A 15,700-nucleotide genomic window follows, 5' to 3' on the forward strand; every position below is an offset into this window, starting at 1 on the left:
CGACTGTCGGACAGGTTTCCGCTGCTCGAATGGAACGGGAGCCTCCCCCGCCCGACGCGGTCCCAACCGGTCCGACTGTCCGACAGGTTTCCGCTGCTCGGCTGGAACAGCCCCCTCCCCCGCTCGACGCGGTCCAAACCTGTCCGACTGTCCGACAGGTTTCCGCTGTTCGGCTGGGACACGAGCCTCCCCGGCTGCGGTCGTCCAAACCTGTCCGACTGTCCGACAGGTTTCCGCTGTTCGGCTGGGACACGAGCCTCCCCGGCTGCGGTCGTCCAAACCTGTCCGACTGTCCGACAGGTTTCCGCTGCCCGGCTGGAACAGGCGCCTCCCCGGCAGTGGCCGTTCCAACCGGTCCGACTGTCGGACAGGTTTCCGCTGCCCGGATGGGACACGAGCCTCCCCGGTAGCGGCCATCCAAACCTGTCCGACTGTCGGACAGGTTTCCGCTGCCCGGCTGGAACAGGCGCCTCCCCGGCTGCGGCTGTCCCAACCTGTCAGACAGTCGGACAGGTTTCCGCTGCCCGGCTGGAACAGGCCCCTCCGCCGCCGCGGCTGTCCCAACCTGTCGGACAGTCGGACAGGTTCGTGCCGTGCGCCGCCGCCGGGAGGTCCCAGCAGGGCTCCATCTTCTCAGCGGACAAGAACGCAGGTCCGAGGGCCGGCGCCGGTACCCGAAGCACCGCCTGGAGGGCGGGGGCCGCCGCCGCGGCTGAACGCGCCCTTCCTCAAGTCCGTCAGCCCGCGCGCACCACCACCGGCGCGGCCTTCATCGGTGTGCCCTGCGTCAGCCGCACGCCCACGAGCACCAGCGCGCCGCCCAGCGCCAGCTCCCAGTGCAGCGCTTCGTCCAGGAAGAGCCACGCCACCAGCGCCGTCACCGCCGGCTGCAGGTTGGAGAAGATGGCCACGCGCGACGCGGGCACCTTCGACAGCGCGTAGGACCAGAGCAGGTACGCCACCACCGACGTCATCAGCCCCACGTACACGATGGACGCCTTCGCGGCGGTGCTGGAGGCCCACACCGCCTCGGGCTCCAGCACGAACGGCACGAGCGGGAGCTGCAGCACCGTCGCCACCGTCATGGTCCACGCCGTCGCGCGCAGCGGTCCATGCTCGGAGGCCAGGGGCTTTCCTTCCGTCGTGTAGACCACCCACGCCACCACCGCCGCGAGGATGAGCAGGTCCCCCTCCAGCGTGCCCCGCGCGCTCGCGAGCCCCCGGCCCAGCAGCAGCACCACCACGCCCACCAGCGCCGTGAGGATGCCCGCCGTCGTCCGCGCGGAGGCCCGCTCCCGGCCCAGCACCAGGCTGGCCACGTACACGCCCAGCGGCGTGAGCGCGTAGAACAGCGCCGCGTGCGCCGCCGTGGAGCGCGACAGGCCGGAGAAGAACAGCGTCTGGTTCACCGGCCCGCCCATCAATCCCAGCAGCGCCACGCGCGGCCACGCATGTCGCGGCGGCAGCTTGCGCCCCGGCGTCAGCGCGAGCAGCGTCACGAACGCGGCGCCACACACGAGGAAGCGCCACAGCACCACCGTGAACGGCGACAGCTCCGTCATCGCGCGCTTGGCGGCCAGGTACGTGCCCGCGCTGATCAGCACCTGCACCGTCAGCGCCGCGTACACCCGCCCGAGCGGCGGCGGCGCGGCAGGAGGCGTCACGGCTCCAGTTGCAGAAGCGCCCATCGTGCGGCGCTGCGTACCAGCTCACTGTCGTCGCCGCTGAGTTTTTCGAGCAGCGGCCGGGCGTGCGCCTGCCGTGCGACCCCCAGTGCATAGACAGCGTTGCGCCTCAAACCGTCGTACCGCGCGCGCGCCAGCGCCGTGCCCGGGATGAGTTCCTTGTATTGCTCGGGGGTGAGCGCCGCCAGCTCCAGCGTGCCCAGCGACGCCACCGCGCGGGGCACGAAGCGGTCGTCCTCCGCGAACACCGGCTTCCTGTTCAGCGGACACACCTGCTGGCAGATGTCGCAGCCGAAGATGAGGTTGTCGAACTTGAGCCGGAACGCCTCCGGCACGTCGCGGTCGCGGTTCTCGATGGTCTGGTACGACAGGCACGCCCGCGCATCCACCTGCCGGTTGCCCACCAGCGCGCCCGTGGGACAGGCCATGAGACACCGCCGGCAGGAACCGCAGCGGTCCGCCACCGGCCCCTCCGGATACGCGTCCACCTCCGCGTCCAGGATGAGCGTGGCCAGGAGCACCCAGGAGCCGTGCGACTCCGTGATGAGGCAGCCGTTCTTGCCCACGTAGCCCAGGCCCCCGCGCGCGGCCCACACCTTCTCCATCATGGGTCCGCTGTCCACGCCGCCGTAGGTGCCCAGCCCCGGGTACCAGGCGTTGAGCGTCTTGCGGAACGCCTTCATCCGGTCGCGCAGCGTGGAGTGGTAGTCGCGGCCCCTCGCGTACCGGGCGATGGGCGAGCCCTGCGCCGGCGTGTCGTCCCGCCAGTAGTTGTTCGCGAAGGACAGCACCGTGCGCGCGCCCGGCAGGAGCACCGACACGTCGAGCCGCTCCTCCGCGCGCGACCCCATCCAGTCCATGTCCGCGTCGTAGCCGGCCTCCAGCCACGACATCAGCGACGACGGCGGGATGGGCTCCGCGCGCGCGAAGCCGATGAGGTCGAAGCCCACGTCCTGGGCGAGCTGCCTCAAGCGGGCAGTGGGCAGTTGCGTCGCGTACACGGCTACTTCGTCGGCTTCTCGGGGATCCACTTCACGTCCGGCAGGCCGGCGCGGAAGTTCACCAGCCGGGCCACCACGAAGAGCAGGTCCGACAGGCGGTTCAGGTACATGGCCACCGCGGGCGGCGCCTTGTCCTCACGCAGGAGCGTCACGACCCGGCGCTCGGCGCGCCTGCACACCGTGCGCGACAGGTGCAGCGCCGCGGCCGCGGGCGCCCCTCCCGGGAGGATGAAGTGCGTCATCTTCGGCAGCTCCTCCTCGTAGCGGTCGATGTGGCGCTCCATCTCCTCCACCCACTCCGGGTGCAGCTCCGGGATGTGGGCCGCCGCCTTGGTGTGCGGCGGCGTGGCCAGCACCGCGCCCACCGTGAAGAGCTGGTCCTGGATGCGCTGGAGCAGGTGGTCCAGGTCCGCCGGCAGCGGGGAGGTGCGCGCGAGGCCCAGCGTGGCGTTGAGCTCGTCCACCTCGCCGTACGCGTCCACCAGCGCGTCATCCTTCGCCACGCGGCCTCCGCCGAAGAGGCCCGTCTCTCCCGCATCGCCGGTCTTCGTATAGATCTTCATGGCAGCCCTTTTTATAGCGATGCAACAGATGCAACGCCGTGCGGAGGTGACCCGCGATCAATATTTTGATCACCCGTTCCACCCCGCCTAAGGAAAAAGCCCCATGCGGCCATACCTGAGTCTGATGGAGCACGTCCTGAACCACGGGACGAAGAAGGGCGACCGGACCGGCACGGGGACGCTGAGCCTCTTCGGCCACCAGCTCCGCTTCGACCTCACCCAGGGCTTCCCCCTGGTGACGACGAAGAAGCTCCACCTGAAGTCCATCATCCACGAGCTCCTGTGGATGCTCCGGGGGGACTCGAACGTGCGCTCGCTCCAGGAGGTGGGCGTCACCATCTGGGACGAGTGGGCCAGCGCCGACGGCAGCCTGGGGCCCGTGTACGGCCACCAGTGGCGCTCGTGGAACACGCCGGACGGCGGCCACGTGGACCAGATGAAGCAGCTGGTGGACGGGCTGAAGAAGAACCCGGACTCGCGCCGTCACCTGGTGAGCGCGTGGAACGTGGCGGACGTGCCCTCCATGAAGCTGCCGCCCTGCCACGTGATGTTCCAGTTCTACGTGGCCGACGGGCGCCTCTCCTGCCAGCTCTACCAGCGCAGCGCGGACATCTTCCTGGGGCTGCCCTTCAACATCGCGTCGTACTCGCTGCTGACGCTGATGGTGGCGCAGGCCACGGGCCTCACCGCGCACGAGTTCATCCACACCATTGGTGACGCGCACCTGTACCTGAACCACGTGGAGCAGGCCCAGGAGCAGCTGAAGCGCGAGCCGCGCCCCCTGCCGCGCATGCGCCTGAACCCGGACGTGAAGGACCTGTTCGCCTTCCGCTACGAGGACTTCACGCTGGAGGGCTACGACCCGCACCCCGCCATCAAGGCGCCCGTGGCCGTATGAGCCCGCGCGTGTCCGCCATCGTCGCCATGGCGGCGAACCGCGTCATCGGCCAGGGCAACACCCTGCCCTGGCGCCTGCCGCAGGACCTGGCGCGCTTCAAGCGGCTGACCCTGGGCCACACGCTCGTCATGGGCCGCAAGACGTACGACTCCATCGGCAGGCCCCTGCCCGGCCGCACCACCGTGGTCCTCACCCGCCAGCGGGACTGGGCCGCGCCCCAGGGCGTCCGCGTGGCCCACACCGTGGAGGAAGCGCTGGCGCAGGCCCGGGACGACAGCGAGGTCTTCATCGCCGGGGGCGCGGACCTCTACGCACAGACGCAGGCGCTGTGGCACCGGCTCTACCTCACCCGCATCGAGCGGGACTTCTCCGGCGACACGTTCTTCCCGCCCGTGGACCTCTCCGGATGGAGGCAGGTGGAGGAGGAACGGCACCCCGAGGGCGACCTGCCCTTCGGTTTCTTCACCTACGAGCGTCAGGGCCAGCCCCTGTTCCGGGGGCTGCCCTGAGTCATCCCGGGGAGCACCCCGAGTGTTGACCCCCGCGCCCCCTTCGGTTTCGGAGGGGGTGCGATAATTTGATCTTGATTCGCAGAATTGAACGCCCGGGGGGCGGTTGGTAGAAGACGGCCGTGAATCGCGCCGCCTCCCTCTCGCTGTGCCTGCTGCTCGCGCTGTCCTCTTCCGCCCGGGCTGAAGCGCCGGCGTCCGACGAGGGGCGCACCTGGCACCGGCTGGTGGGCATCCTCCAGTACCTCCAGGCGGACTACCCGGCGGCGGTGTCGTCGCAGTCGGAGTTCGAGCTGACGGAGCAGAAGAGCTTCGCGGCGGAGGCGCTGGCGGCGGCGAAGGAGCTGGGCCCGGCGGCGGCCACGTTCGTGCCGCGCGTGGAGGCCATCCAGGCGCGCGTCAACGAGGCCACGGACCCGGAGGGCGTGAGCCGCGACTGCGGAGAGCTGGTGGAGAACCTGGTGCTGGCGGGGGGCCTGGCGCGCAGCCCTCGCGTGGCGCCGGACCTGGAGCACGGCAAGAAGCTGTTCCAGGCCAACTGCGCGGCGTGCCATGGCGCGGAGGGCAAGGCGGACGTGGCCATCGCGGCCACCATGGAGCCGCTGCCGGCGAACTTCCACGACCCGGAGCTGATGGAGGACGGCCTGACGCCCTACAAGGCGTTCAACACCACCAGCTTCGGCGTGCCCGGCACCGCGATGCCGGCCTACCCCACGCTCACCGAGGACGACCGCTGGTCGCTGGCCTTCTTCGTCTTCACGCTGCGCCAGCCGCGGTGCCAGGGCGAGCCGCCCAACGTGTCGCTGGAGCGGTTGGCCACGTCCACGGACGCGGAGCTGACGAAGGCGTTCGGCGCGGACAAGGTGGCGTGCCTGCGCCAGAACATGCCGGACGCGGACGAGGAGAAGGTGCTGCTCGGCGCGCGCGCGGCGGTGGGCGACGCGCTGCGCCTGGGCGCGGACGGCGACTACGCGGCGGCGAAGACGGCGCTCCTGGACGCGTACCTCAACGGCCTGGAGCCGGTGGAGCCCAAGCTGCGCGGGCGCGACCCGGTGCTCACCCAGAAGCTGGAGGAGGCCTTCCTCCAGGCGCGGCTCGCCGCCGAGCGCAAGAGCCCGCACCTCCAGGATGAAGGGCGCGAGCTGCTGTCGCTGTTGGACCAGGCGCGCAAGTCCACCGGCAGCACGACGGACCTCGTGTCGGTGATGTGGCTGACGCTGCTCATCCTGCTGCGCGAGGGCTTCGAGGCGACCATCATCGTCACGGCGCTGCTGGCCGCGCTGAAGAAGATGAAGGCCATGGACCAGGTGCGCGTGGTGCACGCGGGCTGGGTGTCCGCCCTCATCGTCGGCGCCCTCGCGTACATCCTGGGCCGCAAGCTGCTGGCCGGCGCGCAGCGCGAGTGGCTGGAGGGCGTCACCGCGCTCGTCGCCGTGGCGATGCTGCTGTACGCGGCGCTGTGGCTCAACGCGCGCGCCAACGTGAGCCACTTCATGGGCGAGCTGCGCCAGAAGATGCAGGGCGCGCTGGGCAGGGGCAGCACGTTCGGCCTGTTCGCCATCGCGTTCACGTCCGTGCTGCGTGAGAGCTTCGAGACGGCCATCTTCCTCCAGGGGCTCGCGGTGGACTCCGCGGCGGGCGTGGCCTGGGGCGTGGTGGCGGGCGTCGCGGCGCTGGCGCTGCTGGTGCTCTTCGTCAACCGCATGGGCTACCGGCTGCCCATGAAGGCGCTGTTCAACCTCTCCACGGTGGTGATGGTGGTGACGGCGGTGATGCTGCTGGGCAAGGGCATCCACTCGCTGCAGGAGGTGGGCGCGCTGCCGCTGGTGCCGGTGCGCTTCCTCTACGTGGACATGCTGGGGGTGTACCCGGACGCCCTGTCGTTGGTGCCGCAGGCGTTGCTGGCCGTGGCGCCGCTCGTCTACCGGGCCCTGCGCCGCCGGCCCCGCATGGAGACGCCCGCCTCCGGGGACGGGGCGACGCCGACGCCGCCCTTGCGGTAGCGTGGGTCCTGGTGAAGCTCCCCCGTCTGTTCCCACTCCTCGCCCTGCTGCTCGTGTCGGGCCTGGCCTCCGCCCAGGAGGCCCCCGCCGAGCCGGCCCAGGCTCCCGCCGGGAGCCTCACGCCGCCACCGCTGGTGGGCGCGCCGGACGAGGACGTGCCTCCCCCGCCGGACGTCACCCCGCCGGAGCTTCCCACGCGCACCTCCGTCGCGCCGGAGGCCCTGCCGTCCGTGAAGGCCGCGCCCGCGAAGGACCCGGTGCCGCGCGTGGCGGTGGAGGTGCTGAGCGGCACGGCCGGCGGCGTCGTGGGCGCCACCGTCCTGGGCTCGGTGGGCTACCTGCTGGGCTCCGCCACGGTGGGCTGTGACGAGTGCCTGGTGATGGCCGTCGCGGGCGCCGCGGCGGGAGGCATCATCGGCATCCCGGTGGGCACGTACGCCGGCGGCCGGTTCATGGGCGGGCGCGGGCGCGTGGGCCCCACGGTGGCAGGCAGCATGGTGGGCTGGGGCGCGACGTTCCTGGCGCTCACGCTGGTGAACAGCGGCGGCACCGAAGCGCCCCCGGCCGTCAACGCGGCCCTCTTCATCCTGCCGGTGGTGGGCGCGAGCGCGGGCTTCGAATTGTCCCACGGCAAGGTCCTGCGCCTGGAGGCCGAGGCGCGGGCCTCCACGCCCTCCGTGAGCCTGATGCCCGTGGCCACCTACAGCAGCAGGGGCCCGCACCTGGGCCTGATGGGCAGCTTCTAGGCTGCGTCGCCGCTTCAGGCCCCGACGCGGAACCAGGTGAAGGAGTCCTCGCGCACGCGCCCTTCGGCCACCAGCTTCTCCAGCGAGGCCAGGGCGCTGCGCTCCGCCACCGGGTGCAGGATGGGCGGCGTGTCCGCGTAGGCCGTGGCCACCACCTCCGCCAGCGTCGCGCCCGTCGCGGGCACCGCGTCCAGGATGAGGGCCTCGCGCTGGGCGCGGTGGCGCAGGTACTCGTTCAGCTTGCCCGGGCCGTCCGGCACCGGCGAGCCGTGCGCGGGGTACAGCGTGGTGACGGGCCAGTCGCGCAGCCGCTTCAGCTGCTCGAGGTAGTCCACCATGTTGCCTTCCGGCGGGTCGATGACGATGGAGCCCACGCTCGCCACCATGTCGCCCACGACGGCGGACTTGCTGCGCGAGTCCACCAGGCACAGGTGCCCGCGCGCGTGCCCCGGCGTGTGCAGCACGTGCCAGCGCTGCACCATTGGCCCGTCGAGGTTCAGCACCTCGCCGTCCTCCAGCAGCCGCTCCACCGGGAAGTCCAGCCGGTCCGCCGTGCGCGCGTGGCACCAGAGCGGGATGCCCAGCCGCTCCTTCACCGCGAACGCGCCGCCCACGTGGTCACCGTGGTGGTGGGTGAGCACCACCGCCACCGGACGGGCGCCCTCCGCCTTCAGGCCCGCCACCAGCGACAGGAGCTTCGCGTACTGCTTCACGTCGGACGACCCCGGGTCCACGATGAGCAGGTCGCCCGTGCCCAGCACGTACGCGTTCGTGTGCGTCGCGGGCGGCAGCGTGGGCGTCTCCAGCGCCACCACCCGCACGCCGCGCTGGAACTCGATGCGCTGGGCCACGTAGCCCGGGCAGTACGGCGGCGTGCACAGCTTCGCGCGCGCGTCCGCTTCGTCCGTGAACTCCGACAGCACCTGCAGCGCGTGCTGCGCGGGCGGATGCAAGAGCGCCGTGCCGTCGCTCCAGCGCGACAGCCCGTCCTCCGGGCGGATCCACGCGCCTTCGGTCAGCTCGCCGGGGATGATGCTCGCGGCGGCGCCCTCCGGCAGCTCCACCAGGTAGAAGCGCGTGTCGAAGCGCACCGGGATGGCCGGCGGCGTCACCCACCGCCCCGCGGGCTTGAGGTCCTCGGCGCGCAGGCTCAGCGTGTGGCGCACCAGCCACTCGCTCCACTTCACGCTGCCCGCGAGCAGCGCCGCCCTCCCCTCCTCCAGCGTCTGGGGCGACAGCGCTCTCGCGCCTTCCGCCACCAGCACGCCCGCCTCCTCGAACAGCTCGCGCGCCGCCGCGGAGCGCAGCGCGGCCTCCTCGCCCTGGGCGCCCTGCACGGGCACGTCGTGGTCGTCCTTGTCCAGCTTGCCGCCGGGGAAGGCCTGGAAGCCGCCCGCGAAGGTGAGCGCGCGCTCGCGCTTCACCCAGAACACCTCCACGCCGGCATGCGCGCGGCGGTAGAGGATGACCACCGAGGAGGGCCGTGGCTCCACGGGGGTGTGGGGCCCGAAGAGGCCCATGCCGGGAAGGGGCTCGCTCATGGTTGCACCGTCGTCCTTCAGGGTTGCGTCGTCTGGCCGAGCAGCCGGCCCATCATCTCGCGCGCCCGCTCCGCCTGGTCCGGCCGGACGTAGAGCCGCGTCAGTCGCACCGCGCCACTGTAGCGCTGGTAGAGCGGCGTGTAGCGCGCCACCTCCGTCAGCCTTCCCGTGGACACGTCCAGGATGAACAACCCCGGGTTGCCGCCGCCCCCGGAGGACCCCACGTACTTGCTGAGCGCCCCCTTGGACTGCACGGTGTAGTGCTCGAAGCCGCCGCTGGTGAGCGCGCTGCTCAGCACCTCCAGGTCGTAGCCCGTGTCGCGCTCCGTGAACTGCGCCAGGAGCTTGAAGCCCTGCCGGCGGCTGATGCGCTCCGCCCACCGGTTCTTCGACCGGCGCAGCGTGTACCAGAGCGCCGCGTCGTCGCAGAGCAGGAAGGCCTCCGGGTCGTGCGGAATCTCGAACTCGCCGGGCGTCTCCTCGTAGTACCGGCGCAGCATGTGGTCGAAGTTCACCGACGTGTGGTGCAGGTACACCGACACGAACATGTGGTAGCGGCTGAGCAGGAAGTCCTCGAACGCGAACGCCGCCGCGCGCGACAGGGCCAGCACCGCCTTGCCGTCCTTCAGCGCCGGATTCAGGTTGGAGACGATCCAATCCATGTCGTACCGGCCGTAGTTCACGCCCGTGTAGAACGAGTCGCGCAAGAGGTAGTCCATCCGGTCCGCGTCCAGCTCCCCGGAGACGATGGCGCGCAACAGCGGCGTCCAGTCCACGCCCTTGTGGGTGAAGCCCGGGTCCTTGGGCGGCTTCGCGCCGGTGATGAGCGCCACCGCGGCCATGGGGGTGATGCCGCGCGAGCCGAACTCGCGCTGGATGATGTCCGTGAGAGAGCTGTCCAGGAGCAGCTTCGCCGTGTAGTCCTCGTGGGTCGCCTGCTCCCCTTCCGCCACGGAGTCCAGCCAGCCGGGCAGCCGCAGCAGTGAGCGCCGGGGCGCGATGCGCTCGGACGCGTGGGAGAAGGGCATGTGCCCCAGGTCGTGGCAGAGCACCGCCAGGCGCACGGCGGTGCAGAAATGTTCACGCACATCGTCCGGCAGGTCGGACCGGCTGGCCACGGCGTTGAAGACGCGCGAGGCGACGTACATGGCGCCCAGGCTGTGGGCATGGCGGGTGTGGGTGGCGCCGGGGAAGGCCAGGTCCCCAAAGCCCAGCTGCCGCACGTAGCGCAGGCGCTGATAGAAGCGGCTGTCGATGACGGCCTTCTCCGGGTCGCTCACCGGGATGACGCCGTGGATGGGGTCGCGAATCCGCATGTCGTCCTTGCCGGGCCCCTGCTCACCCAAGAGGCCCGGAACTGCTCCTACAGGTCACCCACCGTAGCGCATACCCTGGCAGGCGGTAGCCCTGTGAGGGGCCGACCGGCCACCATGTCACAGGCTGGGAAGGTCCCTGGGGACGTGCTAACCCTCGGGTCACTCCGAATGCACATCATCCTGCTGCACAATCGTGACCACGACCTCCTCGAGGACGACCCCGGGCGCGAAGCCCGCGAGGACGTGGTCCGGGTGGCCGAGAGCCTGGCCCACGCGCTCAGCCGGGACGGCGTGAACGCCGAGCCGCTCGCCATCGAAGGGGACAAGCTGGACTTCGTCGAGGCCCTGCGCTTCCTCCAGCCCGACCTCGTGGTGAACCTCTGCGAGTCGCTGGCCGCCGACAGCCGCGGGGAGATGGCCGTCCCCTGCCTCCTGGACGCGCTGGGGCTGCCGTACACCGGCTCGTCCGCCCTGTCGCTGGGGCTGGCGCTGCACAAGCCCAAGGCCAAGGACATCCTGCGCGCCCATGGCGTCTCCACGCCCGCCTCCTTCCTCGTGAAGAAGCGCGAGGACGCACTGGCGGTGGACCTGCCGTGGCCGCTCATCGTGAAGCCCGCGCGCGAGGACGCCAGCGTGGGCATGGACTTCGACTCCGTGGTGACGGAGCGCTCGGCGCTCGTGCGGGCGTGCGAGTCCGTGCTGCGCACCTTCCACCAGCCCGCGCTCGTGGAGCAGTTCATCCCGGGACGCGAGGTCTACGTTCCGCTGTTGGGCAACAGCCCCCGTCAGGCGCTGCCGCTGACGGAGATCCACTTCGGCCGCGCGTTCGAAGACCGGCCGAACATCGTGTCGTACCGGGCCAAGTGGGAGGCGGAGTCGCCGGAGTACCGGGACTCGCCCACGGGGCCCTGCCGGCTCGACGCAGTGCAGGAAGCGCGTTGCATCCAGACGGCGCTGGAAGCATTTGCAGCGCTGGATTGCCAGGACTATGGACGCGTGGACCTTCGGGTGTCGCCCGAGGGTGTGCCGTACGTCATCGACATCAACCCCAACTGCGACCTGCACCCGGGCGCGGGGTTCGCGAAGGCGGCGCAGGCCGCCGGCATGGACTACGCGACCCTGGCCTCCCGACTCGTGGAGGTCGCTCTCGAAAGAGCCCATGGAAATCCGCACACTCGAAAGAAAGGACCGGGAGCCGCTCGCCGCGCTGATCCGGCGAATCGAAACCTTCTCGCAGGAGGAGCAGGACTGCGCCATCGAGCTGGTTGACACCGCGCTCACGGCGGGCAACCGCGACTACACCATCCTGGTGGCGGACCGCGGCCAGGACGGGGGCGGGCTGGTGGGCTACGCCTGCTACGGCCCCACGCCGATGACGGAGAACACCTTCGACCTGTACTGGATCGCCTCCGCGCCGGAAGTCCGGGGCCAGGGCATCGGCGCGGGGCTCATCTCCGCCATGGAGGCCGACCTGCGCCGCCGCAAGGCGCGCATCATCCGCGTGGAGACGAGCGCCACGGAGGCCTACGGCCCCACGCGCGGCTTCTATGCCTCCATGAAGTACGGCGAGGAAGCGCGCATCAAGGACTTCTACAAGCAGGGCGACGACCTCATCATCCTGACCAAGCGCCTGTAGTCCCCCGCCGTCCCAAACCCCTGGGCGTGAAGACGCCGCCCGGGTCCCCGTCAGGAGGGGGCAGATGCCTTCCATGAACCGACCGATGCGACGCACCCGTCTGGGATTGTTGAGCCTGCTCGCCCTGCTGACAGGGGCCCCCTCCGCCGCCTGGGCCCAGGCCCCCGCCGCGCTGAAGAACCAGGCGAAGGCCGCGGCGGCCAAGGCCCAGGCCAGGACGGCCGGCGCCCCACAGGCGCAGGAGGTCTCCGACGTGCTGAAGGCCCCGCGCCCCAAGGGCGGCGAGTACTTCGGCCTGTACCTGATGGACAAGAAGGTGGGCTGGTTCTTCACCGACCTGACGGCGCTGCCGGGCAACAAGGTGCAGAGCATCAACGAGCTCATCTTCAAGGCGCAGGTGGGCACGCGCGTGTCGGAGCGCGTGCACCGCGAGGTGCGCGTCTACGAAGCGAAGCCGGGCGGCAAGCTGCTGTCCTTCACCGTCACGCAGAAGGGCGACGGCGGGGACAATGAGCTCGTGGGCACGGTGACGGGCGACGCGTTGCGCGTGGTGCGCAAGCGCCCGGGCCAGCCGGATGAAGTCCTCAAGCCGCTGCCCCTGCCCAAGGAGACGGTGGAGGACGCGGACCAGGCGCGCGTGGCGCTCCTGCGCGGCCAGAAGGTGGAGGGCGTGGCGCTGGACGGCACGGACCTGGAGGGCTACCGCACCGTCACGACGGTGGAGGCCCCCGAGGAGCAGGTGCTGGGCGGCGTGAAGGTGAAGCTGTCGCGGGTGAGCACGCTGTCGGACAAGGAGAAGGTGCCGGTGGCGGCCTTCCTGACGACGGACGGCAAGATGGTGCGGGTGGACTTCGGCCAGACGATGCAGGCGCGCGCCGAGTCCGAGTCGGTGGCGAAGCGGCTGGACCTGGTGGAGGTCTTCGGCCTCACGCGCGTGGTGCTGCCGCAGCCCCTGCCCGCGAAGGCGCGGGAGGTGCCCGGCCAGGTGAAGCTGGTGATGAAGAACCTGCCGGAGAAGTTCCAGCAGGACACGTACCGCCAGAAGTACAAGCGGCTGCCGGACGGCCGCGTGGAAGTCACGCTGATGGCGGCGCCGCCTTCTCCCAAGGGCCGGCTGCCCCGGCCGGTGGCGGATCCCGACAAGGGGGAGAACCTCAAGTCCACGCTCGCGGTGGAGGCGGACGCGCCGGCCATCAAGGCGCAGGCCAAGAGCATCATCCGCGAAGAGAAGGACGCGTACACGGCGGCGCGGATGCTGTCCGCGTGGGTGTACAGCAACCTGCAGAAGGACTACGGCGCCAGCGCGGACCGGGCCACGGACGTGCTGCGCCAGAAGAAGGGCGACTGCACGGAGCACTCGCTGCTCACGGTGGCGATGCTGCGCGCGTCCGGCATCCCCGCCCGCCGCGTGGACGGCGTCATCTACATGGTGAACTCCGACGGCGTGCCCGCGCTGTACTGGCACGAGTGGGTGGAGGCCTACGTCGGCGAGTGGACCCAGCTGGACCCGACCTTCAACCAGCCCGTCGCGGACGCCACCCACTTCTACGTGGGCTACGAGGGGAACGCGGAGATCACCCCCCTCATCGGGTCGCTGCAGGTGACGGACGTGAAGTAGTTCGCGGCCCGGCCGCCGCGGTTCTCCCAACCTGTCCGACTGTCGGACAGGTTCGTTCAGTGGCCCGGGGCCGCCACCAGCCGCTCCGCGAGCAGGCCTGCTTCCGTGATGGGCCGCTCGCAGACGAAGCCGCGGCAGAGGTACGCGGCGCCCTTGCCCTCCACCGGGTCGCGTCCCGCGAAGAGCTCCTGGAGGCGCGCGGGCGGAGCGGAGCCCGTGTCGTGCCAGCCGAAGGAGAACACCGGCGCGTAGGTGCGGTTCGCGGACGCCAGCAGCGGGGCCACGGCCTCGCGCGTGCCCGCGAAGGTAACGCCCGACGCGCCGTCCAGCAGCGAGTCCGCCGCGAGCGCCAGGTGGCCGTAGCCCAGCGGGTTGCGCACGAGCTGATCATGCAGCTTGGCCACGTAGTGCTCCGGGTGCTCCAGGTGGCACACGTCGCCGGTGAGCGCGGAGAGCGTCACCTGCGCCTCCGTCAGCGTGGACGCACCGGACGGGAAGGCGTTGTCGAAGAGGGAGAAGGCCGCCACCACCAGGTCCTTCTGTCCCCGGGGCGCGGAGAGGTACGCCTGCTTCTCCTCCTCCCAGAACAGCTCCACCGCGCGGTGCGCGAGCGCGTCCGCCGCGTCCAGGTACTTCGCGTCGAACGTGGCCTGATAGAGCGCGGTGAGCCCGGAGGCGAAGTCGCCGTAGTCCTCGAGGAAGCCGTCGATGCGGCCCTGGCCGTCCTGGTGCGAGCGCAACAGCCGCTTGCCGTCCCACATGTTCGCGAGCACGAAGTCCGCCGCGTTCGCCGCGAGCTTCGCCCAGTCCGGGCGGTTGAACACGCGTGACGCCAGCGCGAGCCCGCGGATCATCAGCCCGTTCCAGCCCGCCAGAATCTTGTCGTCGCGGCCCGGCTTCACGCGCTGCTCGCGCAGGAGGAAGAGGACGCGGCGCGCTTCGGCCAGCTCCTTCTCCACCGCCTCCACGGGGCGGCCCTGCTCCTTCGCGAGCTGCTCCACGGGGACGACCACCTCCAGCACCGTGGCGCCGTGCTCGAAGTTGCCGCCGGGCTTGATGCCGAAGTGGCGCAGCACGGTGTCCGCCTGCTGGCCCACGGCCAGGGCCGCGCGGACCTCCTCGGGGCGCCAGACGAAGAACTTCCCCTCCTCGCCCTCACTGTCCGCGTCCTGCGTGGCGTAGAAGCCGCCGGCCGGGTCGGTCATCTCGCGGCGGACGTACTCGACGGTCTCCTCCACGACCTTGCGCCAGAGCGGCCGTGACTCCACCTGCTCTGCTTCCGAGTACAGGTGCAGGAGCTGGGCGTTGTCGTAGAGCATCTTCTCGAAGTGGGGCACCAGCCAGCGCTCGTCCACGGAGTAGCGGTGGAAGCCGCCGCCCAGCTGGTCGTAGATGCCGCCCAGGGCCATGCGCTCCAGCGTGCGGAACACCGCCGCCTTCAGGGGCTCCCCGCCGCCGCGCCGCCATGCGCGGAGCAGCAGCGCGACGTTCATGGGGTTGGGGAACTTGGGGGCGTTGCCGAACCCGCCGTTCACCGGGTCCATGCGCTTGAGCATCGCCTGGCCCATGGCCACGATGTCCTCCGCGGACAGGTGCGCGGGGTCGGCGTCCAGGCCGTGCGTGGACAGCTCTCCCAGTCCCTCCTGGAAGCGGCTGGCCTGCTCCTCGATGTCGCTGGCCTTGTTCACCCACGCGTCGCGCAGCGCGGAGAGCAGGCGCGGGAAGCCGGGCCGGCCGTAGCGGTCCGACGGAGGGAAGTAGGTGCCGCCGTAGAAGGGGCGCAGGTCCGGGGTGAGGAACACGGTGAGGGGCCAGCCCCCGCCCTGCCCCATGAGCTGCACGACGCCCTGGTAGATTTGATCCAGGTCGGGGCGCTCCTCGCGGTCGACCTTGATGTTGATGAAGCCGTCGTTCATCAGGCGCGCGATGTCGGGGTCCTCGAAGGACTCGTGGGCCATGACGTGGCACCAGTGGCACGCGGAGTAGCCCACGGAGAGCAGGATGGGCTTGTTCTCCGCGCGGGCGCGGGCCAGGGCTTCGTCCCCCCAGGGGTACCAGTCCACGGGATTCGTGGCGTGCTGGCGCAGGTACGGCGACGGCTCCTGGGCCAGACGGTTGGTTTTTCCAGAGGGGGGATGGTCGTCCATGGGGTACTCCCGGTGCGAAGCGGCTTCGCGGCCCTTC

General features: G+C 70.9%; 13 protein-coding genes. 7 read left to right on the forward strand and 6 right to left on the reverse strand.

Annotated elements, in window-relative coordinates; translation table 11 throughout:
- Positions 1-737: 737 nt before the first annotated feature.
- From NR792_RS19135 to NR792_RS19145, 3 genes are read right to left on the reverse strand one after another with little or no spacing between them, the layout of a single operon-like run.
- Positions 738-1,664, reverse strand: coding sequence for a DMT family transporter (locus NR792_RS19135; RefSeq protein WP_375761448.1), 927 nt, complete (start codon positions 1,662-1,664; stop codon positions 738-740).
- Entirely contained in the window at positions 1,661-2,686 is a 1,026-nt protein-coding gene (gene queG, locus NR792_RS19140) for a tRNA epoxyqueuosine(34) reductase QueG (RefSeq protein ID WP_375761449.1), read from the reverse strand. Before queG ends, NR792_RS19135 begins: the two co-directional genes overlap by 4 nt.
- A gap of 2 nt (positions 2,687-2,688) precedes the next feature.
- Positions 2,689-3,249 carry a cob(I)yrinic acid a,c-diamide adenosyltransferase gene (locus tag NR792_RS19145; RefSeq protein WP_120528091.1) on the reverse strand — a complete coding sequence of 187 codons (561 nt, stop codon included), beginning with the start codon at positions 3,247-3,249 and terminating at the stop codon, positions 2,689-2,691.
- 103 nt (positions 3,250-3,352) lie between these two features.
- Here NR792_RS19145 and NR792_RS19150 point away from each other — a divergent pair, with 103 nt between their 5' ends.
- The 4 genes from NR792_RS19150 (at position 3,353) to NR792_RS19165 (ending at position 7,405) form a co-directional block, all read left to right on the forward strand.
- Entirely contained in the window at positions 3,353-4,147 is a 795-nt protein-coding gene (locus NR792_RS19150; RefSeq protein WP_375761450.1) for a thymidylate synthase, read from the forward strand.
- Entirely contained in the window at positions 4,144-4,656 is a 513-nt protein-coding gene (locus NR792_RS19155; RefSeq protein ID WP_375761451.1) for a dihydrofolate reductase, read from the forward strand. The genes NR792_RS19150 and NR792_RS19155 overlap by 4 nt, the downstream gene beginning before the upstream one ends.
- Positions 4,657-4,778: 122 nt before the next feature.
- Positions 4,779-6,659 carry an FTR1 family protein gene (locus NR792_RS19160; RefSeq protein ID WP_375761452.1) on the forward strand — a complete coding sequence of 627 codons (1,881 nt, stop codon included), beginning with the start codon at positions 4,779-4,781 and terminating at the stop codon, positions 6,657-6,659.
- Positions 6,660-6,670: 11 nt separating this feature from the next.
- The gene (locus NR792_RS19165; RefSeq protein WP_375761453.1) at positions 6,671-7,405 is read left to right on the forward strand and encodes a GlsB/YeaQ/YmgE family stress response membrane protein; all 735 of its coding nucleotides are present in this window, start codon (positions 6,671-6,673) and stop codon (positions 7,403-7,405) included.
- A gap of 14 nt (positions 7,406-7,419) precedes the next feature.
- On the opposite strand, the gene NR792_RS19170 is transcribed toward NR792_RS19165, so the two are convergent.
- Together NR792_RS19170 and NR792_RS19175 are read right to left on the reverse strand one after the other, a co-directional pair.
- On the reverse strand, positions 7,420-8,946 hold the full coding sequence (locus NR792_RS19170) for an MBL fold metallo-hydrolase (RefSeq protein ID WP_375761454.1): 1,527 nt from the start codon (positions 8,944-8,946) through the stop codon (positions 7,420-7,422).
- Positions 8,947-8,963: 17 nt separating this feature from the next.
- On the reverse strand, positions 8,964-10,262 hold the full coding sequence (locus NR792_RS19175; RefSeq protein WP_375761455.1) for an HD domain-containing protein: 1,299 nt from the start codon (positions 10,260-10,262) through the stop codon (positions 8,964-8,966).
- 168 nt (positions 10,263-10,430) lie between these two features.
- On the opposite strand from NR792_RS19175, the gene NR792_RS19180 reads away from it, so the two are divergent.
- The 3 genes from NR792_RS19180 (at position 10,431) to NR792_RS19190 (ending at position 13,516) form a co-directional block, all read left to right on the forward strand.
- Positions 10,431-11,531, forward strand: a complete 1,101-nt coding sequence (locus NR792_RS19180) for a D-alanine--D-alanine ligase (RefSeq protein WP_375761456.1) — start codon at positions 10,431-10,433, stop codon at positions 11,529-11,531.
- Entirely contained in the window at positions 11,422-11,898 is a 477-nt protein-coding gene (locus tag NR792_RS19185) for a GNAT family N-acetyltransferase (RefSeq protein ID WP_375761457.1), read from the forward strand. The genes NR792_RS19180 and NR792_RS19185 overlap by 110 nt, the downstream gene beginning before the upstream one ends.
- Positions 11,899-11,983: 85 nt before the next feature.
- The gene (locus NR792_RS19190; protein WP_375761458.1) at positions 11,984-13,516 is read left to right on the forward strand and encodes a transglutaminase family protein; all 1,533 of its coding nucleotides are present in this window, start codon (positions 11,984-11,986) and stop codon (positions 13,514-13,516) included.
- 56 nt (positions 13,517-13,572) lie between these two features.
- Here NR792_RS19190 and NR792_RS19195 read toward each other — a convergent pair whose 3' ends face one another.
- Positions 13,573-15,663: a thioredoxin domain-containing protein gene (locus tag NR792_RS19195; RefSeq protein WP_375761459.1), complete on the reverse strand. Its 2,091-nt coding sequence runs from the start codon at positions 15,661-15,663 to the stop codon at positions 13,573-13,575.
- Positions 15,664-15,700: the final 37 nt, after the last annotated feature.

The organism is Corallococcus exercitus (assembly GCF_042231735.1).
Lineage (GTDB): Bacteria > Myxococcota > Myxococcia > Myxococcales > Myxococcaceae > Corallococcus > Corallococcus exercitus_B.